Here is a 24,632-nt window from a genome sequence, read left to right as displayed (position 1 = left end):
AAAAGCGTGTCGAGTTGACACCCCTCCTCGCATGCAGCGAGTGCTGAGTCGCGCTAGACGGGGGAGCCACCACCGCGCCTCGCTGTGCTCGGGACGGCTCGCCTTCGGCTTTGCGTTGGGCTCGCCTTCGGCTTCGCTGGCTCGGGACTGCTCGGCTTCGCCATCGCTTGGGCTCGCCTTCGGCTTCGCGTGGCTGTACTCCGCGTTGCTCGCCTTCGGCTTCGCCATCGCATGGCTGTGCTGGCCTTCGGCTTCGCCCCTGTGCCCGGCTTCGCCATCCGCCTGCGAACTAGGGTGTGGGGGTGCGCATTCGTCGTGTTGTCACCACCCGCGCCGGTGGCGTGTCCAAGGGGCCCTACTCGTCCTTCAACCTCGGCGACCACGTCGGGGACGAGGCCGAGGCGGTCGAGGCCAACCGCGTTCGTCTTGCCGAGGGGATCGGGCTCACGGCCGATCGTTTGGTGTGGATGGAACAGGTCCACGGGCGGACCGTCGCCACGGTCGACGGGCCGCAGGCCGAGGCGCTTGAGGCCACTGATGCTGTTGTGACGAAACGGGCTGGCCTCGGGCTCGTGGTGCTGACCGCCGACTGCGTGCCGGTGTTGCTCGGGGACGCCGAGGCCGGTGTGGTCGGGGCTGTGCACGCCGGGCGTGTCGGGGCGCGTGTCGGGGTGGTCGTCGAGGCGCTCAAGGCGATGATGGCGCTCGGTGCCGAGCTCGAGCGGATCGAGGTCCTGCTCGGGCCCTCCGTCTGCGGCGAGTGCTACGAGGTGCCCGCCGACATGCAGAAGGACGTCGAGAAGCACCTGCCCGGCAGCGCGTCCAAGTCGCGGAAGGGGACGCCTGCGCTCGACCTGCGGGCCGGGTTGTGGAACCAGCTCGCCGGCGCCGGCGTGGGGAAGATCGGGGTGGACCCCCGGTGCACCTTCGAGGAGAAGGACCTGTTCAGCCATCGGCGGGAGGCGCCCACCGGGCGGCTCGCCTCGGTCGTCTGGGTCGAGCCGTGAGCCGGGAGCAGGAGCTCGCGGAGAACCTCGCCGAGGTCGAGGAACGCATCGCCAAAGCGTGTGAGGCGGCGGGCCGGGAGCGGTCCGGGGTGATGTTGCTCGCGGTGACGAAAACCTGGCCCGCGAGCGATGTCGAGATCCTTTATCGGCTCGGTTTGCGGCACTTCGCGGAAAACCGGGATCAAGAAGCCGGTGCGAAGGCCGCCCAATTGAGACATCTCGAAGAAGCTCGTTGGCACATGGTCGGGCGGTTGCAGCGGAACAAAGCGAAGTCCGTTGTCGGGTGGGCCGATCAGGTCGACTCCGTCGACAGCGTCCGATTGGCCGAGGCCCTGGCCCGGGCGGCGCGGGCGAATGGGCGCACCCTGGACGTCTTGCTGCAGGTCAGCATCGACGGGGACACGTCACGGGGTGGGTGTGCCGTGGCGGACGTGCCGGAACTGGCTGGCGTGATCACTCGTTCGGGTGATCTTATTCTGCGAGGTGCGATGTCCGTCGCACCTCTCACGATGAGGCCTTCGCAGGCGTTTGAGGCGTTGGCTTCGGTGGTATCAGGCCTACGTGATGATCATCCCACTGCCACAACTGTGTCTGCGGGAATGAGCAACGACCTGGAAGATGCAATAACGCACGGATCCACCTGTGTGCGTGTCGGAACGGCGTTGCTCGGCAGTCGGCGACTAACCTCGCCATAGGTTGTCGGGAACCTCGGGACCGTCCGCACCGTCCCTAAGAGTGGGGAACCGCCGAGGAGGGGCTGGAATGAGCGCTTTGCACAAGCTGAAGGCCTACTTCGGGATGGTCCCCGCCGAGTACGCAGACGACCCCGGCTACGACGACGACCGGGGGCGCTACGGCGACTACCGGTCCGAGTACGCGGCCGAGGCCGACGACTACGACCCCTACCCGCGGCGCAACCGCGTGTTCACGCCGGGCCGGCCGGAGCTGCAGGGCTCCGGGTACCGGGCCGACCTCGACGAGTCGGACGACTACGAGCCCGAGTCGCGGCCCCGCGGTGGCAACAGCCCCGCGAGCACGCGGCGCTGGGCCGCCGACGCACCCGTTCACGGTGCGCTGGCCGTCGAGCCGCAGCGCGAGCCCGTGAGCAGGCTGCGCCCGGTCGCCGAGCCCGCGGGCAACCCGCTGGCGCGCATCACCACGCTGCATCCCCGCAGCTACAGCGAGGCGCGCACGATCGGGGAGCACTACCGCGACGGCACCCCGGTGATCCTGAACCTGACCGACATGGACGACGCGGACGCCAAGCGTCTCGTCGACTTCTCGGCCGGACTCGCGTTCGCTCTGCGCGGGTCGATGGACAAGATCACCAGCAGGGTGTTCCTTCTCTCACCGCCGAACGTTGACGTCACGGCGGAGGACCGGAGGAAGCTGGCCGAGGGCGGGTTCGGGAACCACGGTTAGAGTTGAGCTGTGGACCCGATCCGTCTCGTCATCTTCTACGTCCTCTTCGCGTTCTCCCTGTTCCTGACCGCGCGTGTCGTGGTCGAGCTGGTGCGGACGTTCGCGAGGGAGTGGCGCCCCGCCGGCGGCGTAGCCGTGACGCTCGAGACCGTCTACACGGTCACCGACCCCCCGGTGTTACTCCTCCGTCGGGTGATCCCGACTGTGCGGATCGGGGGCGTCGGGCTGGACCTATCGATTATTGTGCTGTGGCTGGTCGTTATCATTCTGATGCGATTCGCAGATCCCAGGTGACGGGGAACCGTGGGATGACCGCAGCCCAGGAGTGCGAGAGGTGATCCGATGCCGTTGACCCCCGCTGACGTGCACAACGTCGCGTTCAGCAAGCCGCCGATTGGCAAGCGGGGCTACAACGAGGACGAGGTGGACGCGTTCCTCGACCTGGTTGAGGGCGAGCTGGCCCGCTTGATCGAGGAGAACAACGACCTCCGTCAGCAGGTCGAGCAGCTCGACCAGCAGCTCGAGACGTCGCGCGCCGACCTCGACGACGCGCGTGCGAAGGCGTCCGCCAGCCCCATGACGAGCCGCATGCCGGTGGAGGAGCCGCCGCGCCGCCTGGCGCCGGTCCCGCCGCCCACGGTGATGGAGCAGACGTCCCCCGGTGGCAGTGGCGACCACCACGTGCAGGCCGCGAAGGTCCTGGGTCTCGCCCAGGAGATGGCGGACCGGCTCACCGGTGAGGCCAAGGCCGAGGCGGACGGCATGCTGTCCGAGGCGCGCACGAAGTCGGAGCAGTTGCTGTCCGAGGCCCGCGCGAAGGCCGACACGATGGTCAACGAGGCGCGCACGCGTGCCGAGACCATGCTGAACGACGCGCGCACGCGCTCCGAGACGCTCGAGCGGCAGGCCCGTGAGAAGGCCACGGCGCTCGACCGCGACGCGCAGCGCAAGCACGCCGAGGTGATGGGCAACATCACCCAGGAGAAGAACACGCTCGAGAAGCAGATCGACAAGCTGCAGACGTTCGAGCGCGAGTACCGCACGCGACTGAAGACGATGCTCGAGTCGTCCCTGCGCGACCTGCAGGACCGCGGCCCGGCCGCACCGTCCGAGGGCCGCTCCCAGGGCTACTCCTTCGGCGCACGCGCCGAAGCGGGCTGAACTACTGTTCGCTAGGTGCTCTTCGTAGTTCTGCTTCTGGTGCTGGCAGCCCTCGGGCTGCTCGTTCCCGCACTGACCACGTCCAACACGATCTGGGCGTGGTCGTCCGTGGGAGCGAGCGTGCTCGCCGCCCTGGTCCTCGCATGGGACTGGTGGCGCAGGCGTCCGGGGGACCCCGCTGCCGACGCGCAGAGTGTAGATCAACAAGCTCGAGATGATGATCATCGGGGGGCGGAGCCGGATGAAGCCGGCACGCCGTCCGCCGACGAGGAACCACCGGAAGAGGACACCGACGCGGCAGACCTGCTCGTCGTGGCCGATCTGGTGGACGAGGTCCGGGTGCTGGACGAACGGCCCCGGTACCACCTGAGCTCGTGTTCCTGGCTAGCCGGGAGGCCCACGCTGGGCCTCCCGGTGCAGGAAGCACGACAGCTCCAGTTCACGCCGTGCGCCCTGTGCCACCCCGACGCGGTGCTGGTCCGCAGGAGCCGCAGCACCAGCTGAGTCCGTCCGGTTCGCGGACGAGTGGCGTCAGCGCCGGTAGCTCACCTTCGCGCGGAACGTGGTGTCCGGCTCGTCCAGGTAGTGGTGCTCGATCGCCGCGTCGAACTCGGAGATCTGTCCGTCCGAGCCGTAGGCGACGTGGTCGACGTCGAAGTCGCCCGCCTCGTCGACCCAGCCCAGCCCGCGGTTGACGACCAGCACCTTCTGGTCCTCGTGGGAGCCCTCGGTGATCCGCTGCCCGTCGTGCCTGGTCAGCTCGATCATGAGGTACTCGCGGCCGTCCGGGGACTCGCCCTTGATACGGATCATGTTGCCGGGGTGCTCCCGGGCGGAGAACAGCTCCGGCGGCGTCCAGGTGCCGGACCGGCCCTGCGTCGGATGCGCGTGCTCGTCGGAGTCCCAGACCAGGCGGTCGGTATCGGCGGCGAGGGCGGGCGTGGTCGTGACGAACAGCAGGGCGGCCGTGGCCAGTGCGATGCGCATCAGTTGCTCTCCCGGACGTAGTGGACGTGGACCAGCAGGGTGTTGGTCGGGCTGTCGCCGCAGCGGTGGTCGACCGAGGCGTCCAGCGCGGTGACGACCCCCTGGTCGTTCAGGTCGAGGCGGTCGACGGTGAAGTCCGCCGAGGTGTCGGTGCAGCCCAGGTTCCGGTTGACGACCAGCGCCTTCTGGCCGGTGTGGGTGCCCGTGGTGATCGGGTTCCCGTCGTGGCGCGAGAGGTCGACGACGTAGGTCTTGCCCGCGTTGCTGACGCTCACGTGCAGCGTGTTGCCGTCCCACTCGCGCCGGCTCACGGTGAACGTCGCCGGTGGCGAGGTCCACTCGCCGCTCGTGGCGGTGATCGGGAACGCGTTGGCGGCCGCGTCGAACGCGAACGTCGACGGCTCGGCGGCGGAGGCGGCTCCTGCGCCCAAAAGCGAAAATGCGCAGGCCAAAGCTATGACACGCATGTGGTTCCCCCTCTGTCAGGGATGATCCCCCGATCACCCCGAACGAAGTCTGGAGGAGCCCGCGTCCGGACCGCCATGGGTAGTTCTACTCAGGTGCGAGGCCCGCGTCACCGGTCCAGGAAGAGCAGCAGGATCAGCAGCGCGAGCAGCGCCAGGTCCACGACGACGCCGGTCGGCTTCGAGTCGTACCTCAGACGCGTGACCGTGGCGCCGACCATCAGCAGGCCCAGCCCGACGGTGGCCGCGTGCGCCACCCACTCCCACGTGACCAGACCGACGACCAGACCGGCCGCGCCCGCCCACTCCAGCGCGCCGATGGTGCGCCAGAGAGCCGGGTTCATCCGGAAGTGGTCGCGGGCCTGAAGTGACGCCTTCGCCCCGAACAGCTTGCCCGCGCCCGTCGCGACGAACAGCAGGGCCAGCACGATCGACAACGCGATGGTCAACGACATCCGGCGAGCATACGGTTTGCGCGTCCACGTATCCTGGGACCACAGGCACCGATCCGGCCATCACCGGGGAGCCTCCGGAAGAACGGGCGCGAGCCCCGGTAGAACCGGACGGGCCGGCCCGTCACAGCCGAAAACGAGAGGCTCGCCGTCAGGTGAGCAAGCGGGGTGGTACCGCGGCCCGCCGAGCCCTGTCGGCGTGTGTCGTCCTCGCGTGTCGCACACGACCGCGAGGAGCAGTGGAGATGGCCTACCCCCGAGCCGGCGCCGACGAGGTTCCGGCGCAGCCGTCCTTTCCGGACCTCGAGCAGGACGTGCTCGGGTACTGGAAGGACGACCGGACCTTCCAGGCGAGCGTCGACCGCAACCCCGCGGGGGAGAACGGCGACAACGAGTTCGTCTTCTACGACGGCCCGCCGTTCGCCAACGGCCTGCCGCACTACGGGCACCTGCTGACCGGCTACGTCAAGGACGTCGTGCCGCGCTACCAGACGATGCGCGGCAAGCACGTCGAGCGCCGGTTCGGCTGGGACACGCACGGCATGCCCGCCGAGTACGAGGCGGAGAAGCAGCTCGGCATCTCGCAGAAGCACGAGATCGACGAGCTGGGCATCGAGAAGTTCAACGACGCCTGCCGCACGTCCGTGCTGCAGTACACGGACCAGTGGCGCGACTACGTGACGCGCCAGGCCCGGTGGGTCGACTTCGACAACGACTACAAGACGCTCGACCTCGACTACATGGAAAGCGTCATGTGGGCGTTCAAGGCCTTGTGGGACAAGGGCTTGATCTACGAGGGCTTCCGGGTGCTCTGGTACTGCTGGCGCTGCCAGACGCCGCTGTCCAACACCGAGACCAAGATGGACGACGCCTACCGCGACCGGCAGGACCCGGCCGTCACGGTCGCGCTGCGCCTGGAGTCCGGTGAGAAGGCCCTGGTCTGGACGACCACGCCGTGGACGCTGCCGAGCAACCTGGCCGCCGCCGTGCACCCGGACGTCGACTACGTGACGGTCGTGGGCCCGGACGGCGCGAAGTACCTGCTGGCCGAGGCCCGCGTCGCCGCCTACGCGCGCGAGCTGGGCGAGGAGCCCGAGGTCGTCGCCCGATGCAAGGGCTCCGACCTGGTCGGCAGGAAGTACCTGCCGCCGTTCGACTTCTTCGTGGGCCGCGAGAACGCCCACCAGGTGCTGGCCGCGGACTACGTGACCACCGAGGACGGCACGGGCATCGTCCACATCGCACCGGCGTTCGGTGAGGACGACAAGGTCGTGACGGACGCGGCGGGCATCGAGGTCGTCGTGCCGGTCGGCCCGGACGGCACGTTCACCGCCGAGGCCGGTCCGTACGCGGGCGTGCACGTCTTCGAGGCGAACAAGCTGATCACCCGCGACCTGCGCGAGGCCGGTCTGCTGCTGCGCCACGAGACCTACGACCACCCCTACCCCCACTGCTGGCGCTGCAACAACCCGCTGATCCAGCGCGCGCTGTCGGCGTGGTTCGTCGCGGTCACGCAGTTCAAGGACCGGATGGTCGAGCTCAACCAGCAGATCAACTGGGTGCCCGGCCACATCAGGGACGGCCAGTTCGGCAAGTGGCTCGAGAACGCGCGCGACTGGAACATCTCGCGCAACCGGTACTGGGGTTCGCCGCTGCCCGTGTGGGTGTCGGACGACCCGGAGTTCCCGCGCACGGACGTGTACGGGTCGCTGGACGAGCTGGAACGCGACTTCGGCGTCCGCCCGGACAACCTGCACCGGCCGTTCATCGACGAGCTGACGCGGCCGAACCCGGACGACCCGAGCGGCCGGTCGACCATGCGCCGGATCCCGGACGTGCTCGACTGCTGGTTCGAGTCGGGGTCGATGTCGTTCGCGCAGGTGCACTACCCGTTCGAGAACGCGGAGTGGTTCGAGAACCACTACCCCGGCGACTTCATCGTCGAGTACAACGGCCAGACGCGCGGCTGGTTCTACACGCTGCACGTGCTCGCGACGGCGCTGTTCGACCGGCCTGCGTTCCGCGACTGCGTGGCGCACGGCATCGTGCTCGGTGACGACGGCGCGAAGATGTCCAAGTCGCTCAAGAACTACCCGGACGTCAACGAGGTCTTCGACCGCGACGGCTCGGACGCGATGCGCTGGTTCCTGATGGCGTCGCCGATCCTGCGCGGCGGCGACCTGGTGGTGACCGAGCGCGGCATCCGCGAGGCGGTGCGCCAGGCCGTGCTGCCGCTGTGGAACTCCTGGTACTTCCTCGCGCTGTACTCCAACGCCTCCGGCAAGGAGGGCACGTGGCGCGTCGACTCGAAGAACGTGCTCGACCGGTACGCGCTCGCGAAGACGCACGACCTGGTGCGCGACGTCCAGGCGGCGATGGACGCCTACGACATCTCCGGTGCGTGCCAGCTGGTGCGCGAGTACCTGGAGGTGCTGACGAACTGGTACGTGCGCCGGTCGCGGCAGCGGTTCTGGGACGGTGAGCAGGACGCGATCGACACCCTGCACACCGTGCTGGAGGTCGTGACGCGCGTGGCGGCGCCGCTGCTGCCGTACACGACCGAGGTCGTGTGGCGCGGGCTCACCGGCGGCCGTTCGGTGCACCTGGCGGACTTCCCGTCGGTGTCGGACCTGCCGGCCGACGACGCGCTGGTGGCGGCGATGGACGAGGTGCGCGACGTGTGTTCCACGGCGCTGTCGCTGCGCAAGGCGAACAAGCTGCGCGTGCGGCTTCCGTTGGCGCGCCTGACGGTCGCGTCGCCGGTGGCGGCCTCCCTGGAGGACTTCGCCGGGATCGTCCGCGACGAGGTCAACGTCAAGGAGGTCGCACTGTCCACGGATGTCGACGCCCACGGGCAGTTCCAGCTCGTCGTGAACGCGCGCGCCGCCGGGCCGCGGCTCGGGCGGGACGTGCAGAAGGTGATCAAGGCCGTCAAGGCCGGTGACTGGGCGCTCGAGGACGGCCGGGTCGTCGCCGCGGGGGTCGAGCTGGTCGAGGGCGAGTACGAACAGCGCCTGGTGGCAACGGATCCGGCCGCCACGGCCGCGTTGCCGGGCGGTGCGGGCGTCGTCGTGCTCGACACGGTGGTGACGCCGTCGCTGGAGGCCGAGGGTGTGGCGCGCGACCTGGTGCGCGTGGTGCAGCAGGCGCGCAAGGACGCCCAGCTCGACGTGTCCGACCGGATCACGCTGACGCTGGAGCTGCCGGAGTCCGTGCGCTCCGCGGTGGAGCCGCACCTGGAGTTCGTGCAGGCGGAGACCCTGACCTCGTCGGTGGTCTTCGGTTCCGGTGTGGCGGAAGGGACCGTGGGTGACGGCCTGAAGGTCAAGGTGGCCGTGGCCAAGGCCTGATCTTCACTCGATGGAGGGGTCGTCGTCTTCGGACGGCGGCCCCTCCATCGTTCCGGCCCGAAAACTGTCAGACCCCGTCGCTACGGTCCTGTTCGCAAGACCAACTCGGCAAAGGGGAGTGCGATGGTCATGACTGGGGGATGGCGCGTTCTGGTGGGCGCGCTGCTGCTTTCGGCTCTCGCGGTGGCGCCCGCGTCGGCGGACCCGGTTTCCGCCTGCGAGAACTGGGAGTTCGTCGAACTGCCGGTGCCGCCGGCGGTGCGTCCGGGCGGGGTGGCGTCCGCTGCGGGCTCGTTCGCCGTGGGCAACGGGTCGCTCTCCACCGCGGACGGCAGCACCGTGCTGGTGTGGCAGGACGGGCAGCTGGTCGACCAGTTGTCGTTCTTCCGCAACGTGACGGTGGCGCGCGACGTCAACTCGTCGGGTGTGGTAGTGCTGTCGGCGTACACGTTCCCGGCGGCTTCCCGGTGGCAGGCAGGGGTTCACCAGTCCCTGCAGGGCTTACCCGGCGAGTACCGGGTGGAGGCGCTCGACGTGAACGAGCGCGGCGACGTGCTGGGCCGCTCCGACGGCAAGCCGGTGGTGTGGCCGGCGGGGTCCGCTGTGCCGCAACGGGTTCCGGGCACGGACGCGTCCTTCGAGCCCGTGGGCCTGGCGGACGACGGCTCGGTGCTCGTGTCGTCCTCCGCCGGTGCGCGGTGGGTGCGCGCCGCGGGCGTCGTGCCGCTCGGCGACGTGCAGGTGCGTGCGGTGCGCGGGTCGTACGCGGTGGGGGTCGCCGGCTCCGAGGTCGTGCGGTGGGACGCGTCCGGTGCCGTGAGCGAGCCGTTTGGTGGCGTGTCCGAGGCGGTGGCGGTCAACGCGCACGGCCACGTGCTGGCGCGGTCGTCCTGGGGCGACACCGGGTTGTTCGAGAACCCGGGTCGCGGGATCTCGGTGCCCAGCGGCGCGTCGTTCGTGTCGCTGACGGATGGCGGCGACCTCTACGGGGCGCTGGGTGACACCCCGGTCCTGCTCGACTGCGCCGAGGGGGTGCGATGAGGCCCTGACCGCCGGGCCGGGGTGCCTGCCGCGCCCCGGCCCAGCCACCGGGTGTGGCCGGAGCAGGTGTGGCCGGAGTGCGAGGCCGCCTCCCTGGCTTCGGCTCTGGTGCCGGACGGCGCGCCGGCGGCACCCGCCGAGGCATGACGCGTGCACCCGTTGCGGTACGACGCGTGCACCCGCTTCGGCACGACGCGGATGCCGGATCCACCAGGGTCGTGGAGGGGCTGCCGCTTCCGGATCCGGCGCAGTTCCACTTCCGCGACGTGTGGGGCGGCTCGGACAGCGGTGAGCGGGTGCTCGGGCGCGGGTGGCGGGAAGGCAGCCGTTCCCGGAACGGTCGTGTGTCTGGTGCGGCGGGTTTCTCGCCGGCGGTGGGTCGCTCCGCCCGGCTGGTGTGGCGGGTTTCTCGTTGCAGCCCCGCCATCCCGCTACCCTGCCGCCCCGCCCTTGCCGCCTTGCCACCCGCCTCTGCGGCCCTGCGCCCTGCGGCCCTGCGCCCTGCGGCCCTGCGGCCCTGCCCTCCGCCGCCTTGCCGCCCTGCGCCCTGCGACCCCGCCGCCTCGCCGCCCTGCGCCCTGCGACCCCGCCGCCTCGCCGCCTTGCCGCCCTGCGGCCCCGCGGCCCCGCGCCCTGCCGCCTTGTCGCCCCACCGCCCCGCCCACCGGCGCGACGGGGTTCCTCGCCACCCCAGGCACCCACTCACCACGTCACGCGCGTTGGGCCTGGCGCTTCCGCGGCGCGAAGGCCCGTCGCACCAGCCGCACCCAGGCCGACCACCGGGCCGGCGCGACCGGTTCCCGGCCGGCGGCGCGTTCGCAGGCGTCGAGGAAGTCCTCGAGGCACGCGTCGTGCAGCCAGTGGATCGCCAGCGCCCACCGCACGCGGTCGACCAGGCCGAAGGTGCCCACCAGCTCGTGCCGCAGCACGGTGCCCGACGCCGACAGCGTGTGGCTGCCCGAGAGCCGGGTGAACGCGAAGGTGATCGACGTGCCCTGCGTGCAGGAGGTGCAGCGGTAGCGGATCGGGCCGTGCCCGCCGTCGGCGCCCACGCCCAGCGGGCGGTCGAACTCCTGCTTGCCCCAGGCCGGTGGCCAGAGTTCGGGCATGCGGTCGACGAACTGGCCGGCGGGCACGCCGAGGTCGCGGGTGTGGACGTTCCTGATCATGAGGATCCCCTTCCATACGCTGCCGTATGTTCCTGGACCGTACGGTAGCGTATGAAAGTGTGGTGCGGAGGACGAAGGACGACTGGACTGAGATGGCGCTGAGAGCGCTGGCCGAGGGTGGGCTCGCCGCCGTCGCGATCGAGCCGTTGGCGGCGCGGGCGGGGGCCACCAAGGGCAGCGTCTACCACCACTTCCCGAACCGGGAGGCGTTGCTCAAGGCGACGGTCGAGCGGTGGGAGCGGGAGCACACCGAGAAGGTCATCGAGCTGGTCGAGGCCGGGAAGTCGCCGCACGACAAGCTGAAGACCCTCTTCGGCACCGTGCTCGACCGCACGCGCAAAGGGTCGGTGGAGATGGCGTTGCAGGCCGCCGCCGACCACGAGGTGATCGCGCCGGTCCTGCGACGGGTCACCGAGAAGCGCCTCGGGTACCTCACCGAGTTGTTCGTGCGGCTGGGGTTCGGCCGGGACCACGCGCGGAAGCGGGCGTTGATCGCGTTCAGCCTCTACCTCGGGCAGGTGCAGATGCAGGCGACGCTGCCCGGCCTCGTCGAACCGGTGCTCGACGAGGCCGTGCAGGTGTTAACGCATCAGGCCGCCGTCGCCCACAAGGTGTAGGCGATCACGTCCGCGTTGCGGTCGAGCGCCGTGGCGTTGATGTTCGACAGGGTGTCGCACGACGCGTGGTAGCAGCGGTCGAAGGCCTGGCCGGCCGTGCCGCCCCACTTCTGCGCCTGCGCCGAGGTCTTCGTGCCCTCGGCGCCGGTGAAGGTGCCGCCGACCGGGATGCCCGCGCGGGCGAACGCCGCGTGGTCGGAGCGGCCGCCCACGCTGGTCAGCTCGGTCTGGACGCTGATCGACGTGAAGCCCGCCTGCAGGCTCTGCTGCAGGGCCAGCGAGCCGGAGGGCTGACCGGACGCGCTGTAGACGAAGTAGCCGGGGTTCGGCGAGCCCGTCATGTCGAAGTTCAGGTACGCCTTGATCTTCGACTTGTCCGCGCTGGCGAGGGAGTTCACGTAGTAGGTCGAGCCGACCAGGCCGCGTTCCTCCGCGCCCCACCAGCCGAACCGGACGTGCTTGGTGGGCTGGAAGCCGGTGGCCTTCATCTGCAGCGCCACCTCGAGCAGCGACGCGGAGCCCGAGCCGTTGTCGTTGATGCCGGGGCCCGCGGTGACGCTGTCGAGGTGACCGCCCAGCATGACGACGTTGTTCGCGTCGCCGCCGGGGTAGTCGGCGATCAGGTTGTAGCCGGTCGCGCCGCCGTTGGTGAACGACTGCACGCGCGTCGTGAAGCCCGCCGCGTCGAGCTTGCCCTTCACCCAGTTGACCGAGGCCAGGTACCCCGGTCGGCCGTGGGCGCGGTTGCCGCCGTTGGCGGTCGCGATGGACTGGAACTGGGACAGGTGCGACTGGATGTTCGCGACCGAGATGTTCGGTGCCGCGAGAGCCGCCGGAGCGGCTGCGTGCGCCGTGGTTGCTCCGGCCACCGTCAAGGCGGCCGCCAGCGCGATCAGGATCCTCATGGTTCAACTCCGTGCAGGGTTGGGATTGAGCCATTGGCCAACGTGCTCCACCGCGCACGTGGCTGCTAGGTGCGAACGGCTGGAGTTGTTGACGCGTCTGATTCGTCCAGATCGGTGGTGATCAACCAGAATGGTCCGGGTGGGTGACGTCACGGTCGTTCTGGGCATCGGCGCTGCCGTACTGCTGATCTCCGTGGTCGCGGTGCGGGTGTCGACGCGTCTCGGGCTGCCTTCGCTGTTGCTGTACCTCGGGATCGGGGTGCTGCTCGGCGAGGCGGCTTTCGGCATCAAGTTCGACGACGCCGATCTCACGCAGTCGCTCGGCATCGCCGCCCTCGTGCTGATCCTGACCGAGGGCGGTCTCACGACCCGCTGGCACGCGGTCAAGACGTCGCTGTGGCTGGGCGTGGCACTGTCCACAGTGGCCGTTGTGGTCAGCGTCGCCGTGACGGGCACGGCGCTGCACTTCCTGCTGGGCCTCGACTGGCGGATGGCGTTGCTGTGGGGCGCGGTGCTGTCGTCCACGGACGCGGCCGCGGTGTTCAGCGTCCTGCGGTCGCTCGGTGTCGGTGCCCGGCTCACCGGCGCGCTCGAGCTGGAGTCGGGGCTCAACGACGCGCCGGTCTACATCGCCGTCGTGCTGCTGGCCTCGTCCGACCAGATCTCGTGGACGGCGCCGCTGCTGGTGCTCTACGAACTGGCCGCGGGCGCGCTCATCGGTGTGGCGCTGGGCTTCCTCGGCGGTGCGGGGCTCCGGCGCGCGGCGCTGCCCGCCACCGGCCTGTACCCGCTCGCCACCGTCGCGGTGTGCGTGATGGCCTACACCGCGGGCGATCTCGCGCACGCGTCCGGGTTCCTCGCGACCTACGTCGCCGCGCTCGTCCTCGGCAACTTCCGCCTGCCGCACCGCGCCGACACGCTCTCGTTCGCCGAGGGGCTCGGCTGGCTCGCCCAGATCGGGCTCTTCGTCCTGCTCGGCCTCTACGCCTCGCCGACGCGGTTGCTGGACGTGCTGTTCCCCGCGCTGGTCGCCGGGGTGGTGCTGACGTTCGTGGCCCGGCCGCTGTCGGTCGTGCTGTCGTCGCTGCCGTTCAAGGTGCCCTGGCGGGAACAGGCGTTCCTCTCGTGGTCGGGGCTGCGGGGCGCGGTGCCGATCGTGTTCGCGCTGATCCCGCTGATCCAGGGGGTCGAGGGCGCGCGCGAACTGGTCGACGTGGTGTTCGTGCTGGTCATCGTGCTCACGGTGGTGCAGGGCACGACGCTGCCGTTCCTCGCGCGGCGCCTCGGGCTGGTGCGGGCGGGGGAGCCGCAGGAGGTCCAGGTCGACTCCTCGCCGCTCGACGAGCTGGGTGCGGAACTGCTGCAGGTGCACATCCAGCGCGGCTCGAAGCTGCACGGCGTCTACATGTCCGAGCTGCTGCTGCCGAGCGGCGCCACGGTGAGCCTCGTGGTGCGCTCGGGCAAGAGCTTCACGCCACAGCCGACGACCCGGCTGCAGACCGACGACCAGTTGCTCATCGTCACCACCGAGGAGGCGCGGGAAGCCTCCGAACGGCGCGTCCGCGCGGTCGACCGGGCCGGTCGCTACGCGCGCTGGAAGGGCGAGACCGGGGAATGATCGGCCTGCGAGGCTTCTCACGATGTGATCGGGTGTCGACGCGCGCCACGACCCTCCGCTAACGTCGTCGGCAGGTCATGAGAGCCAGCGTCAAGCCCAAGCTTGCTGGCCGGCAACCCTCCAACCGCGGTGGGGTGCCCTTGGTGAGGACCTGGTCCGGCGCGCAGGGCGCCGGTCAAGCGCGGGCCTTTCGCAGCACGGGGCCCCTGGCCTCGGAGGCAGCTCGATGACGCTCGCGATCACCCCCGGCACCACCGGCTCCCTCGTCACCGGCACCGCGGTTCCGGCCGTCGTCGGCGCCGACCTGCGGGTCCCGCTCGTCACCGGGGAGCGCGTCACCTACGCCAACCTCGACCACGCGGCGAGCGCGCCGTGCCTGCAGGAGGTGCGCGACGCCGTCGACGAGCTGCTGCCCTGGTACGCGAGCGTGCACCGCGGGGCCGGGTTCGCCTCGCAGGTCTCGACCCGCGTCTACGAGCAGGCCCGCGACCGCGTGCGCAAGTTCGTCGGGGCGCGCTCGTCCGACGCCGTCGTCTTCACCCGCAACACCACGGACTCGCTGAACCTGCTGGCCCGCAGCGTCCCCCGCGGCACCGCCGTCGTGCTGTTCGACAGCGAGCACCACGCGGCGCTGCTGCCCTGGCGCGGCCGGCACGTCCAGCGCGTTCCCGCACCCACGTCGTCCGGCGCGGCCCTCGCGGCGCTGGACCGGGCCCTGGCCGCCGCCCCGGTCGGTCCGCGGCTCGTGATCGTCACCGGGGCGTCCAACGTCACGGGGGAGCTGTGGCCGGTCGCCGAGCTCGCGAAGGTCGCCCGCCGCCACGGCGCGCGCATCGCGCTCGACGCCGCCCAGCTCGCCCCGCACCGCCCGATCGACGCCCGTGAGCTCGACGTCGACTACGTCGCGTTCTCCGGCCACAAGATCTACGCGCCCTTCGGCGCCGGCGTGCTCGTCGGCCGCGCCGACTGGCTGCAGCAGGCCGAGCCGTACCTGGTGGGCGGCGGCGCCACGGCCAAGGTGACCGACCACGGCGACCGGCTCGGCGTGGCCTGGTCCGCGGTGCCCGAGCGGCACGAGGCCGGCAGCCCCAACGTCGTCGGCGTGCACGCGCTGGCCGCGGCCTGCGAGATCCTGTCGCGGCACTGGGAGCAGACCGTCGCGCACGAGCAGGAGCTGCTCACGCGGCTGCGCGAGGGCCTGCGGACGATCCCGGGCTTCCGCGAGCTGGCGATCCTGACCGACGCGGACAAGGTCGGCGTCGTGAGCTTCACCGTCTCCGGCTTCGACGCGGGCTTCCTCGCGGCGGCGCTCTCGGCCGAGTACGGCATCGGCGTGCGTGACGGCGCGTTCTGCGCGCACGTGATCGTGGGCCGTCTCGTCAAGAAGGCCGGGGCGCACGAAGATCGCGCCGTGCGCGCGTCGATCGGTCTCGGCACGACCGCCGAGCACGTCGACCGGTTGATCGCCGCGCTGCGCACTCTCGTCGTCGAGGGTCCGAAGTGGACGTACGCGCGGCAGGGCGGCCGTTGGGTCGCCGAGGACGACGGCCGAACCCTGCCGCCGTTCCTCGCGTAGTCCTGTAAGTGGACAATGACCTGGTGACTGACGAGCCCAAGGCCGAGGAGAAGGTCTCCGCCGAGGTCGCGGACAAACCGGCGGAACCGCAGGTCAGCGAACCGGAGAAGCCTGTCGTCGCGGCCGTGGTGCCCGCGGGCGAGCCCGAGCGCGGGGACGACGACGCCGAGGCGTTCTCCTTCACCGGGTCGCTGCCGGAGCCGAAGACCAAGCTCGTCGCGGTCCTCGCCGGCGGCGTGCTGGCGTTCGACGTGCTGACCAAGGTGCTGTCGGTCGCGTTCCTCGAGGGCGCCGACCCGATCAAGGTCTTCGGCGGCCTGCTCTACCTGACGTTCGTCCGCAACCCCGGCGCCGCGTTCGGGCTGGCGGAGGGCTGGACGTGGATCCTCGCGCTGATCGCGTTCGGCGTCGCCGGGTTCATCGTCTGGATCTCGCGCAACCTCCGCTCGCAGGGCTGGGCCGTGGGGCTCGGCCTGGTGCTGGGCGGTGCCGTCGGCAACCTCGCCGACCGGCTCTTCCGCGAACCGGGGCCGATGCGCGGTCACGTCGTGGACTTCCTGTCGCTGTTCGACCCGTACGGCGCGGTGTGGCCGGTGTTCAACATCGCCGACATGGCGATCGTCGGCGGTGGCGCGACGGTCATCGTGCTCGCGCTCATGCAGCACGACTACGACGGGACCATCGGCAAGGACGACGACGCCGCCACCACCCTGACCCCGGCGCCCGCACCGGCCCCGGCCCCCGCGGCGGCCGACGCTCCGGCGGACACTCCGGCCGGCGCACCGGCGGTGCAGGACGGGCAGCAGGAGCCGAAATAGCCGCTGCTGGTAGGTTCAGGGCTCTGCCCCGTGTGGGTGCTGGTGAAGAACTCCCAGCTCAGCGCCACGAGGTGAACCCAAGCCAGAAGAAGGTCGAGGCCCCCGCGTGAGCGGTTACCGAACGCTGCCGATTCCCGACGGTCTGGACGGCATGCGCGTCGACGCCGGCCTCGCGAAGCTGCTCGGGCTGTCCCGCACCGCCGTCGCGGCCATCGCCGACGCCGACGACGTGCTGGTCGACGGCCGGGTCGTCGGCAAGTCCGACCGGCTCACGGCCGGGTCGATGCTCGAGATCACGCTGCCCGCGCCGCCGCAGCCGATCACCGTGCAGGCGATCCCGGTCGAGGGGCTGGAGATCATCCACGAGGACGACGACATCATCGTCGTCGACAAGCCCGTCGGCGTCGCCGTGCACCCGTCGCCGGGCTGGACCGGCCCGACCGTCGTGGGCGGGCTCGCCGCCGCCGGGCACCGCGTCGCCACCTCCGGTGCCGCCGAGCGCCAGGGCGTCGTGCACCGGCTCGACGTCGGCACCACGGGCGTGATGGTCGTGGCGAAGTCCGAGTCCGCGTACTCGGCGCTCAAGCACGCCTTCAAGGAGCGCACGGTCGACAAGGTCTACCACGCGATCGTGCAGGGCCACCCCGACCCGATCAAGGGCACCATCGACGCGCCGATCGACCGCCACCCGAAGCACGACTACAAGTTCGCGGTCATGAACTCCGGCAAGCCGTCGATCACGCACTACGAGGTGATGGAGGCGTTCCGCGCGGCGTCGCTCGTCGAGGTCCACCTGGAGACCGGCCGCACGCACCAGATCCGCGTGCACTTCTCGGCGCTGCACCACCCGTGCGTCGGCGACCTGACCTACGGCGCCGACCCGACGCTGGCCAAGCGCCTCGGCGTCACGCGGCAGTGGCTGCACGCGCGCCAGCTCGGCTTCCACCACCCGGCCGACGGGCAGTGGGTCGCGTTCACCTCGGAGTACCCGGACGACCTGGCGCAGGCGCTGGAGAAGCTGCGCGACGAAGGCTGATTGCGTCGCGGTTAATCATGGCTTGACGACGTTGCACTTGATGTTAATCGGTGTGCTCAATAGCGTCTTCGGCATGGAGATCATCGTTCTCGCAGCCTCCGGCCGGACCGGGTCCGCGCTGACCCGGCAGGCCCTGGACCGCGGCCACACCGTCACGGCCGTCGCCCGCGACCCCGAGCGGATCGGCCTCGACCACGCGAACCTCCGCAAGGTCGCGGCCGACGTCACCGACCCGGCGAGCGTCGCCGCGGTCGTCGGCCCGGACGCGGTCGTCCTCTCGGGCCTGGGCACGGACACCGCCGGCGTGCTGTCCGACGGCGCCGCGGCGGTCGTCGCGGCGAACCCGGCGCGCATCATCTGGCTCGGCGCGTACGGCACGGGCCCGTCCGCCGAGGCGGCCGGGGAGGGCGCCGCCGTGCTGGAGAAGTTCCTCGGCGACCGGATCCCGGACAAGGTCGCGGCCGACACCGCCGTGCTCGCGGCCGGGGGCACGGTCTTCCACGCCGGGGTGCTCAGCGACGAGCCGGAGAGCCCGGGCCGCCGCACCGTCGGACTGGACGAGGCGCCGCCGCTCGACCTGACCGCGAAGGTCAGCCGGGAGACCGTGGCCGCCGCCATGCTCGACGAGGCCGAGTCGCCGCGCTTCGCCGGCGTCGTGGCCCTACCGCTGCCCTAGCGCCTCGGCGAGAGTCGCCCGCACCTGGTCGCGCAACCAGGCGTGCGCGAGGTCCGAGTCGTAGCGCTGGTGCCAGTTGCAGTTGATCGGAGCCTCCGGCGACTCGGCCGGCAACGGCCGGGTGACCAGCCCGAACGCCTCGATCAACGGCCGGCAGAGCACCGTGGTGGTGGTGACCAGGACGTCGCTCGCCGCCGCGATCTGCAGGGCCGAGTGCACGGTCGCCACCGTCGCGATGACCCTCCGGTGCAGGCCCTGCGCCGCCAGCTGGTCGTCGATCGGTGCGGTCAGCCTGCCTCGCCGCGACACCAGCACGTGCGGCTGGGAGGCGTAGGCGGCCAGGTCGAGGTGGCCGGCGCACGGGTGGCCCGCCCGCATCGCCACGGCGATCGGGTCGGTGCCGAGCGTCTCGGAGCGGAACTCCGGCAGCACCGGGGCGCCGCCACCGAGCTCCAGGTCGACCCGGTGCCGCAGGTCGTCGGTGTCGGCGGACTGCTCCGCCAGCACCCGCAGCCGCACGCCGGGCGCCAGCTCCGCGATCCTCCCTACCAGCACGGGCACCAGCGACGACGCCAGCGCGTCGTGGCACTGCACCGTGAACGTGCGGTCCAGCGACGCGAGGTCCAGCTCCCTGCTCGGCGCGAGCACGGCGTTGGCCTCCCGCACCAGCCGGCGCACCTCGTCGGCGATGCCCAGCGCGTACGGCGTCGGCGTCATCGAGTGGCCCGTCCGCACGAGGATGTCGTCGCCGGTCACCTTCCTGATCCGTCCCAGCGTCCTGCTGACCGCGGGGGACGACAGGTGCAGCCGTTGCGCGGCACCCATCACGCTGCCCTCCTCGAGGAGGGCGTCCAGCACCGTCAGCAGGTTCAGATCCGCTTGCATGACCACCCATCCTGGAGGAAGCCGTGCTCGTCCCCACCACCGCCGCCGTCCGCCGTGCCGGAGCGCGCCTGCTCAAGCGCTACTCGACCGAGTCGCGCACGTCGGGCCTCGCCGACGTGCTCGCCGCCGTCCGCGCCAACGACGAGGCCGTCGTCGACCTGCTCGAGCCCGAGCTGACCGAGATCAACCCCGCCGCCCGCTGGCTGAACGACGAGCACGGCTCCGGCCCGATCGGCGACGGCGAGTGGTGGCTGATCGACCCCGTCGGCGGCAACCTCAACGCCATCCACGGCATGACCGACTGGAACATCGGCGTCAGCCTGGTCCGCGACGGCCGGCCCGTGCTCGCCGTCGTGTACTTCCCGCTGTTCGACGAGATGTTCACGGCCACCGAGGGCGGCGGCGCGTTCCTCAACGGCGTGCGGCTGACCGTCTCGGACAAGACCTCGCTCGACGGCGCGCTCGCGGGCACCGGCCAGGCCCAGCCCGGCCGGGGACCGGAGATGGCGGACCGGATGGGCGCCGCGTTCAGCGCGATGGCCAAGGAAGCTCTCTACGTCCGGATCTCCGTGCCGGTGACGCACCAGCTCGCACAGGTCGCCGCCGGGCGGATGGACGTGCACTGGCAGCACGACAACGTGCGCGCGCACGCGTCCGGTGTGCTGCTCGTGCACGAAGCCGGCGGTGTCGTGACCGGTCTCGACGGCAAGCCGTGGACGATCGACACCACCGAGTACGTCGCCGCCGCGCCGGGGGTGCACGGCGCGGCGCTGGACGTGCTCAGTCGTCGATAGTCCAGACGAGGGTGTTGAGGTCCACCTCGGGCCGCACGCTCCAGCGGACCTGGATGACCTCGGTCTCGTCCGGCAGCACGAACACCGTGTGGCCGCCGGCGGTCTCGCCTGGCTGCACGCCGAGCTTGTGCGCGGGACGCGACGACAGCGAGACCGGCGCCTTCGTGACGGTCTCGCCGGTCTTCGTCACCAGGACGAGGTACATGTCCGGCAGCGAGGTGTAGGAGACCTGCGAGGCGTTCGTCACCTCGGTGTGCACGACGACGGCCCGCTCGCCCTCGGCGAGCTTGTAGCCGGCCGCGGTGAAGAGGAAGTCGGCCGGGTCGACCACCTCGACCAGCTGGATCTGCAGGTGGGAGCCCTCCAGGCTGTCCGCCTCGAGCGTCGAGCCGACCTTGCCGGTGCGCGAGACGGGCTTGGGCTGCGGCTGGTCCGCGCGCACCCACCCGGCCGACTGCGGCGGGCCCCAGGTGGCCTGCGGCTGGGGCTGCGCCTGCGGCTGGGCCGGGAACGGCTGGCTGACCGGGCCCTGCGGGCCGTACTGCTGCGGGAGTTGCTGCGGCCCGCTCTGGTGCACGGCGTACGGGCCGGACTGGGGCGGGCCGAAGTAGTTGCCGTAGGCGGCGGCGTTCGCGAGGGCCCGGCGAACACCGTTCGGGTCGCACTCGACGCCGACGAGCACCGGCAGGCCGCTGCCGGAGAGCGTGATGAGGCGCATGGCGGCTTCGCGCGGGTCCATGCCCAGCCGCTGCGCGAGCTCGTGCACGGCCGCGCGGCCCGACTCGGCCAGCACGGCGAGCAGGCGGGCGTCTACGGGATCGGGGGCCACCACGAATTGAACGCTACCCGGCGGTGGCGATCTCCGTGTCACCGCCCGCCGGATCGTGATCACGCGGTGCCCACCAGGCGGTTCGGCAACTCCCGCGTGCCGCGCGCGACCACCTCGCCGCGCGGCCTGTAGGGTTGGCGGGCGCTAGGACGTGAGAGTCCCTTGTTCGCGCAGAAACGCTTGCTACACAAGGGGGTTGCCCGTGGCGGACTCGTTTGTGCACCTGCACGTGCACACCGAGTACTCGATGCTCGACGGCGCGGCGAAGGTGGCACCGCTGTTCGAGGAGGCCGGGCGGCTCGGCATGACCGCCGTCGGCATGAGCGACCACGGCAACATGTACGGGTCGGACGAGTTCTACCAAACGGCCGTGCGGACCGGCATCAAGCCGATCATCGGCATCGAGGCCTACCTCGCGCCGCACAACCGCCTGCACAAGAAGCCGGTCTACTGGGGCGACCCGGGTCAGCGCAGCGACGACATCTCCGGCTCCGGCGCCTACACCCACATGACGATGTGGGCGCGCAACGCGGACGGCCTGCGCAACCTCTTCCGGCTGCACACCGAGGCCAGCAAGACGGGCTACTACTACAAGCCCCGCATGGACCGCGAGCTCGTCGCGCAGCACTCCGACGGCATCATCGCGACGACCGGCTGCCCGTCCGGCGAGGTGCAGACCCGGCTGCGGCTCGGCCACGTCGACGAGGCGCTCAAGGCCGCCGCCGACTACCAGGACATCTTCGGCAAGGAGAACTTCTTCCTCGAGCTGATGGACCACGGCCTCGACATCGAGACCAGGGTCCGCGAGGGCCTGCTGGACATCAGCCGCAAGCTCGGCATCCCGCCGCTCGCGACCAACGACAGCCACTACGTCACCAAGGACCAGGCCGACACGCACTCCGCGTTGCTCTGCGTGCAGTCCGGCAAGATGCTGACCGACCCGAACCGGTTCAAGTTCGACGGCGACGGCTACTACCTGAAGTCGTCCGACGAGATGCGGCAGATCTGGAAGGACCTGCCGGAGGCGTGTGACAACACGCTGCTCGTCGCGGAGATGGTCGAGTCGTACGAGGACATCTGGTCGATCAAGGACCGGATCCCGAACTTCGAGGTCCCCGAGGGCGAGGACCAGGCGTCCTGGTTCCGCAAGGAGATCCGGCGCGGCCTGGAGTGGCGCTTCCGCGACTCGTCCGTGCCGCAGGAGTACATCGAGCGCTGCGACTACGAGGCCCAGGTCATCATCGACAAGGGCTTCCCGGCGTACTTCCTCATCGTCGCCGACCTGATCAACTACGCCCGCAGCGTGGGCATCCGCGTCGGCCCCGGCCGTGGTTCGGCGGCGGGCGCCGCGGTGTCGTGGGCGATGGGCATCACGAACATCGACCCGATCCCGCACGGCCTGCTGTTCGAGCGGTTCCTGAACCCTGAGCGCACCGCCATGCCCGACATCGACATCGACTTCGACGACCGCCGCCGCGGCGAGATGATCCGGTACGCGAGCGAGAAGTACGGCGCCGACAAGGTCGCCCAGGTCATCACGTTCGGCACCATCAAGACGAAGGCCGCGCTGAAGGACTCGGCGCGCGTGCACCACGGTCAGCCGGGCTTCGCGATCGCCGACAAGATCTCCAAGGCGCTGCCGCCGCCGATCATGGCGAAGGACATCCCGCTCAACGGCATCGTCAACAAGAGCCACCCGCGCTACAACGAGGCGGCCGAGGTCCGGTCGCTGCTCGAGACCGACGTGCAGGTGAAGGAGATCTTCGACACCGCGCTCGGCCTCGAGGGCCTGATCCGCAACGCCGGCGTGCACGCGTGCGCGGTCATCATGTCGAAGGACCCGCTGTCCGACTCCATCCCGCTCTGGTACCGCGACGACGGCTCGTTCATCACCGGCTGGGACTACCCGTCGTGCGAGAACATCGGCCTGCTCAAGATGGACTTCCTCGGGCTGCGCAACCTGACGGTCATGGGCGACGCCATCGAGAACATCGAGATGAACCGGGGCAAGGAAGCGGTCCCGGACTTCGACAAGCTCCCGATGGACGACCCGGAGACCTACGCGCTGCTCGGCCGCGGTGACACGCTCGGCGTGTTCCAGCTGGACGGCGGTCCGATGCGCGACCTGCTGCGCCGCATGCAGCCGACGTCGTTCGAGGACATCGTCGCCGTCGGCGCGCTGTACCGCCCCGGTCCGATGGGCGTGAACGCGCACAACGACTACGCGGACCGCAAGAACGGCCGTCAGGAGGTCAAGCCGATCCACCCGCAGCTCGCCGAGCCGCTCAAGGAGATCCTCGGCGAGACGCACGGCCTGATCGTCTACCAAGAGCAGATCATGTTCATCGCCCAGGAGGTCGCGGGCTACTCCATGGGCCGCGCGGACGTGCTCCGCAAGGCGATGGGCAAGAAGAAGGCCGAGGTCCTGGCCAAGGAGTTCGAGGGCTTCCAGGAGGGCATGCGCAACGACCCGCGCGGCTTCTCCGACGAGGCGATCAAGGCGCTGTGGGACACGATCCTCCCGTTCGCCGGCTACGCGTTCAACAAGTCGCACGCCGCCGCGTACGGCCTGATCTCGTACTGGACCGCCTACCTCAAGGCGAACTTCCGCGCCGAGTACATGGCCGCGCTGCTCACCTCCGTCGGTGACAACAAGGACAAGTCGGCCGTCTACCTCGCCGAGTGCCGCCGCCTGGGCATCAAGGTCCTCCCGCCGGACGTCAACGAGTCGGCGCTGCGGTTCTCCGCGGTCGGCACGGACATCCGCTTCGGCCTGGGCGCGATCCGCAACGTCGGCGCGAACGTCGTCGACTCGATCATCAAGACCCGCAAGGAGAAGGGCGCCTACACGTCCTTCACGGACTTCATGGACAAGTCCGAGCTCGTCGCCTGCAACAAGCGCGTGATCGAGTCGCTGATCAAGGCGGGCGGGTTCGACTCGTTCGGCCACACCCGGCTGTCGCTGATCCAGGTCCACGAGGACGCGGTCGACGCGGTCGTCCCGATCAAGCGCAAGGAGGCGGAGGGCCAGTTCGACCTGTTCGGCGGCGACAGCTCCGACGACCAGGACGACAGCAGCTCACCGCTGGCGCACCTCAAGTTCGGCACGGACGAGTACCCGCGCAAGCAGATGCTGAGCCTCGAGAAGGAGATGCTCGGCCTCTACGTCTCCTCGCACCCGCTCGACGGCGCGGAACGCATCCTGCGCAAGTTCGCGCCGCGCCCGATCGCGGTCGTGCTCGACGACCCGCCCAAGGAGGGCGAGCTGATCGTCTCGGGCATGATCTCGTCGATCGAGCGCCGGGTGAACAAGAACGGCCTGCCGTGGGCGATCACGGTGATCGAGGACCTCGACGCGTCCATCGAGGTGCTGTTCTTCCCGAAGTCCTACGAGGTGCTGCGCGACGACCTCGAGCTCGACTCCGCGGTGTGCGTGAAGGGCCGCGTGAACTGGCGCGAGGACAAGATGGCGATCTTCGGCGACGGCGTCGTCCCGCTCGACATCAGCGACGCGGAGAACAACCCCGACGCGGACCCGCCGCTCGTCCTGGGCCTGCACACGAAGACGCTGACGCCCGAGCTGATCGAGGAGCTGAAGATCGTCTTCAAGTCGCACGAGGGGCAGGTCGCCGTGCACCTGGAGGTGCAGAAGCGCGACAGGTCGAAGGAGATGCTGGTGGTCGAGAACTACCGGGTGCAGACGACGCCGTCGCTCTTCGGTGACCTCAAGACCATCCGCGGTGTGACGATCCAGCGGTAGCCGCGTTTTCTCGGTTTCGTGACCGAATTGACCGGGATCGTCGCCTGTGCGACCTCAATTCCGGA

At 70.4% G+C, this 24,632-nt stretch carries 23 protein-coding genes and 1 riboswitch; of the genes, 16 read left to right on the top strand and 7 right to left on the bottom strand.

What is annotated here, in order from left to right; genetic code table 11:
- Positions 1-302: 302 nt before the first annotated feature.
- The 6 genes from pgeF (at position 303) to ACFWGZ_RS03595 (ending at position 4,094) form a co-directional block, all read left to right on the top strand.
- Positions 303-1,007, top strand: a complete 705-nt coding sequence (gene pgeF, locus ACFWGZ_RS03620) for a peptidoglycan editing factor PgeF (protein ID WP_382449881.1) — start codon at positions 303-305, stop codon at positions 1,005-1,007.
- Positions 1,004-1,702 (top strand): YggS family pyridoxal phosphate-dependent enzyme, encoded by a 699-nt coding sequence (locus ACFWGZ_RS03615; RefSeq protein WP_382449880.1) that lies wholly within the window; start codon positions 1,004-1,006, stop codon positions 1,700-1,702. Before pgeF ends, ACFWGZ_RS03615 begins: the two co-directional genes overlap by 4 nt.
- 67 nt (positions 1,703-1,769) lie before the next feature.
- Positions 1,770-2,429 carry a cell division protein SepF gene (locus ACFWGZ_RS03610; RefSeq protein ID WP_382449879.1) on the top strand — a complete coding sequence of 220 codons (660 nt, stop codon included), beginning with the start codon at positions 1,770-1,772 and terminating at the stop codon, positions 2,427-2,429.
- An 18-nt stretch (positions 2,430-2,447) separates the two neighbouring features.
- A complete protein-coding gene (locus ACFWGZ_RS03605; protein ID WP_325512188.1) occupies positions 2,448-2,723 on the top strand; it encodes a YggT family protein in 276 nt (91 codons plus the stop codon).
- 48 nt (positions 2,724-2,771) lie between these two features.
- A complete protein-coding gene (locus tag ACFWGZ_RS03600; protein WP_382449878.1) occupies positions 2,772-3,590 on the top strand; it encodes a DivIVA domain-containing protein in 819 nt (272 codons plus the stop codon).
- Positions 3,591-3,605: 15 nt separating this feature from the next.
- Positions 3,606-4,094, top strand: a complete 489-nt coding sequence (locus ACFWGZ_RS03595) for a hypothetical protein (protein ID WP_382449877.1) — start codon at positions 3,606-3,608, stop codon at positions 4,092-4,094.
- A 27-nt stretch (positions 4,095-4,121) separates the two neighbouring features.
- Here ACFWGZ_RS03595 and ACFWGZ_RS03590 read toward each other — a convergent pair whose 3' ends face one another.
- The 3 genes from ACFWGZ_RS03590 to ACFWGZ_RS03580 form a co-directional block, all read right to left on the bottom strand.
- Positions 4,122-4,577 carry a hypothetical protein gene (locus tag ACFWGZ_RS03590; RefSeq protein WP_382449876.1) on the bottom strand — a complete coding sequence of 152 codons (456 nt, stop codon included), beginning with the start codon at positions 4,575-4,577 and terminating at the stop codon, positions 4,122-4,124.
- Positions 4,577-5,008 (bottom strand): hypothetical protein, encoded by a 432-nt coding sequence (locus ACFWGZ_RS03585; RefSeq protein WP_382449875.1) that lies wholly within the window; start codon positions 5,006-5,008, stop codon positions 4,577-4,579. The genes ACFWGZ_RS03590 and ACFWGZ_RS03585 overlap by 1 nt, the downstream gene beginning before the upstream one ends.
- Positions 5,009-5,151: 143 nt before the next feature.
- The gene (locus ACFWGZ_RS03580) at positions 5,152-5,496 is read right to left on the bottom strand and encodes a DoxX family protein (protein ID WP_382449874.1); all 345 of its coding nucleotides are present in this window, start codon (positions 5,494-5,496) and stop codon (positions 5,152-5,154) included.
- A gap of 242 nt (positions 5,497-5,738) precedes the next feature.
- Here ACFWGZ_RS03580 and ileS point away from each other — a divergent pair, with 242 nt between their 5' ends.
- The gene (gene ileS / locus ACFWGZ_RS03575; protein ID WP_382449873.1) at positions 5,739-8,843 is read left to right on the top strand and encodes an isoleucine--tRNA ligase; all 3,105 of its coding nucleotides are present in this window, start codon (positions 5,739-5,741) and stop codon (positions 8,841-8,843) included.
- A 129-nt stretch (positions 8,844-8,972) separates the two neighbouring features.
- A complete protein-coding gene (locus ACFWGZ_RS03570; RefSeq protein WP_382449872.1) occupies positions 8,973-9,884 on the top strand; it encodes a hypothetical protein in 912 nt (303 codons plus the stop codon).
- A gap of 710 nt (positions 9,885-10,594) precedes the next feature.
- Here the strand turns inward: ACFWGZ_RS03570 and ACFWGZ_RS03565 are convergent.
- On the bottom strand, positions 10,595-11,053 hold the full coding sequence (locus ACFWGZ_RS03565) for an SRPBCC family protein (RefSeq protein WP_382449871.1): 459 nt from the start codon (positions 11,051-11,053) through the stop codon (positions 10,595-10,597).
- A 62-nt stretch (positions 11,054-11,115) separates the two neighbouring features.
- On the opposite strand from ACFWGZ_RS03565, the gene ACFWGZ_RS03560 reads away from it, so the two are divergent.
- A complete protein-coding gene (locus tag ACFWGZ_RS03560) occupies positions 11,116-11,670 on the top strand; it encodes a TetR/AcrR family transcriptional regulator (RefSeq protein WP_382449870.1) in 555 nt (184 codons plus the stop codon).
- On the opposite strand, the gene ACFWGZ_RS03555 is transcribed toward ACFWGZ_RS03560, so the two are convergent.
- Positions 11,643-12,575 (bottom strand): M28 family metallopeptidase, encoded by a 933-nt coding sequence (locus ACFWGZ_RS03555; RefSeq protein WP_382449869.1) that lies wholly within the window; start codon positions 12,573-12,575, stop codon positions 11,643-11,645. The two genes, ACFWGZ_RS03560 and ACFWGZ_RS03555, sit on opposite strands and share 28 nt — an antisense overlap.
- 139 nt (positions 12,576-12,714) lie before the next feature.
- Here ACFWGZ_RS03555 and ACFWGZ_RS03550 point away from each other — a divergent pair, with 139 nt between their 5' ends.
- The 5 genes from ACFWGZ_RS03550 to ACFWGZ_RS03530 all read left to right on the top strand — a co-directional run bounded on the left by ACFWGZ_RS03550 (position 12,715) and on the right by ACFWGZ_RS03530 (position 18,299).
- On the top strand, positions 12,715-14,193 hold the full coding sequence (locus tag ACFWGZ_RS03550) for a potassium/proton antiporter (protein WP_382449868.1): 1,479 nt from the start codon (positions 12,715-12,717) through the stop codon (positions 14,191-14,193).
- A 73-nt stretch (positions 14,194-14,266) separates the two neighbouring features.
- A riboswitch (SAM riboswitch) is annotated at positions 14,267-14,381 on the top strand.
- A gap of 38 nt (positions 14,382-14,419) precedes the next feature.
- On the top strand, positions 14,420-15,769 hold the full coding sequence (locus ACFWGZ_RS03545) for an aminotransferase class V-fold PLP-dependent enzyme (protein WP_382449867.1): 1,350 nt from the start codon (positions 14,420-14,422) through the stop codon (positions 15,767-15,769).
- 23 nt (positions 15,770-15,792) lie between these two features.
- Positions 15,793-16,587: a signal peptidase II gene (gene lspA, locus ACFWGZ_RS03540; RefSeq protein WP_382449866.1), complete on the top strand. Its 795-nt coding sequence runs from the start codon at positions 15,793-15,795 to the stop codon at positions 16,585-16,587.
- 151 nt (positions 16,588-16,738) lie between these two features.
- Positions 16,739-17,623, top strand: a complete 885-nt coding sequence (locus ACFWGZ_RS03535) for an RluA family pseudouridine synthase (protein WP_382449887.1) — start codon at positions 16,739-16,741, stop codon at positions 17,621-17,623.
- 73 nt (positions 17,624-17,696) lie between these two features.
- Positions 17,697-18,299 (top strand): NAD(P)-dependent oxidoreductase, encoded by a 603-nt coding sequence (locus ACFWGZ_RS03530; RefSeq protein WP_382449865.1) that lies wholly within the window; start codon positions 17,697-17,699, stop codon positions 18,297-18,299.
- On the opposite strand, the gene ACFWGZ_RS03525 is transcribed toward ACFWGZ_RS03530, so the two are convergent.
- A complete protein-coding gene (locus ACFWGZ_RS03525) occupies positions 18,285-19,184 on the bottom strand; it encodes a LysR family transcriptional regulator (RefSeq protein WP_382449864.1) in 900 nt (299 codons plus the stop codon). The two genes, ACFWGZ_RS03530 and ACFWGZ_RS03525, sit on opposite strands and share 15 nt — an antisense overlap.
- A gap of 23 nt (positions 19,185-19,207) precedes the next feature.
- On the opposite strand from ACFWGZ_RS03525, the gene ACFWGZ_RS03520 reads away from it, so the two are divergent.
- A complete protein-coding gene (locus ACFWGZ_RS03520) occupies positions 19,208-19,978 on the top strand; it encodes an inositol monophosphatase family protein (protein ID WP_382449863.1) in 771 nt (256 codons plus the stop codon).
- On the opposite strand, the gene ACFWGZ_RS03515 is transcribed toward ACFWGZ_RS03520, so the two are convergent.
- A complete protein-coding gene (locus tag ACFWGZ_RS03515; protein ID WP_382449862.1) occupies positions 19,965-20,810 on the bottom strand; it encodes an AsnC family protein in 846 nt (281 codons plus the stop codon). The two genes, ACFWGZ_RS03520 and ACFWGZ_RS03515, sit on opposite strands and share 14 nt — an antisense overlap.
- A gap of 244 nt (positions 20,811-21,054) precedes the next feature.
- On the opposite strand from ACFWGZ_RS03515, the gene dnaE reads away from it, so the two are divergent.
- Positions 21,055-24,567, top strand: coding sequence for a DNA polymerase III subunit alpha (gene dnaE / locus ACFWGZ_RS03510; protein WP_382449886.1), 3,513 nt, complete (start codon positions 21,055-21,057; stop codon positions 24,565-24,567).
- The last annotated feature ends 65 nt before the right edge of the window (positions 24,568-24,632 follow it).

The sequence above is a fragment of the Lentzea sp. NPDC060358 genome (assembly GCF_042725365.1).
In the GTDB taxonomy this organism is placed as follows: Bacteria; Actinomycetota; Actinomycetes; order Mycobacteriales; family Pseudonocardiaceae; genus Lentzea.
This window is presented reverse-complemented; position numbering and strand designations above follow the sequence as displayed.

Bases quoted from the DNA above. Each gene is read 5' to 3' on its own strand.
- ACFWGZ_RS03570 (WP_382449872.1), top strand. From the start codon at position 8,973: ATGACTGGGGGATGGCGCGTTCTGGTGGGCGCGCTGCTGCTTTCGGCT.
- ACFWGZ_RS03600 (WP_382449878.1), top strand. From the start codon at position 2,772: ATGCCGTTGACCCCCGCTGACGTGCACAACGTCGCGTTCAGCAAGCCG.
- ACFWGZ_RS03530 (WP_382449865.1), top strand. From the start codon at position 17,697: ATGGAGATCATCGTTCTCGCAGCCTCCGGCCGGACCGGGTCCGCGCTG.
- ileS (WP_382449873.1), top strand. From the start codon at position 5,739: ATGGCCTACCCCCGAGCCGGCGCCGACGAGGTTCCGGCGCAGCCGTCC.
- ACFWGZ_RS03580 (WP_382449874.1), bottom strand. From the start codon at position 5,496: ATGTCGTTGACCATCGCGTTGTCGATCGTGCTGGCCCTGCTGTTCGTC.
- ACFWGZ_RS03535 (WP_382449887.1), top strand. From the start codon at position 16,739: ATGCGCGTCGACGCCGGCCTCGCGAAGCTGCTCGGGCTGTCCCGCACC.
- ACFWGZ_RS03525 (WP_382449864.1), bottom strand. From the start codon at position 19,184: ATGCAAGCGGATCTGAACCTGCTGACGGTGCTGGACGCCCTCCTCGAG.
- ACFWGZ_RS03545 (WP_382449867.1), top strand. From the start codon at position 14,420: ATGACGCTCGCGATCACCCCCGGCACCACCGGCTCCCTCGTCACCGGC.
- ACFWGZ_RS03610 (WP_382449879.1), top strand. From the start codon at position 1,770: ATGAGCGCTTTGCACAAGCTGAAGGCCTACTTCGGGATGGTCCCCGCC.
- ACFWGZ_RS03555 (WP_382449869.1), bottom strand. From the start codon at position 12,575: ATGAGGATCCTGATCGCGCTGGCGGCCGCCTTGACGGTGGCCGGAGCA.
- ACFWGZ_RS03565 (WP_382449871.1), bottom strand. From the start codon at position 11,053: ATGATCAGGAACGTCCACACCCGCGACCTCGGCGTGCCCGCCGGCCAG.
- dnaE (WP_382449886.1), top strand. From the start codon at position 21,055: ATGCTCGACGGCGCGGCGAAGGTGGCACCGCTGTTCGAGGAGGCCGGG.
- ACFWGZ_RS03590 (WP_382449876.1), bottom strand. From the start codon at position 4,577: ATGCGCATCGCACTGGCCACGGCCGCCCTGCTGTTCGTCACGACCACG.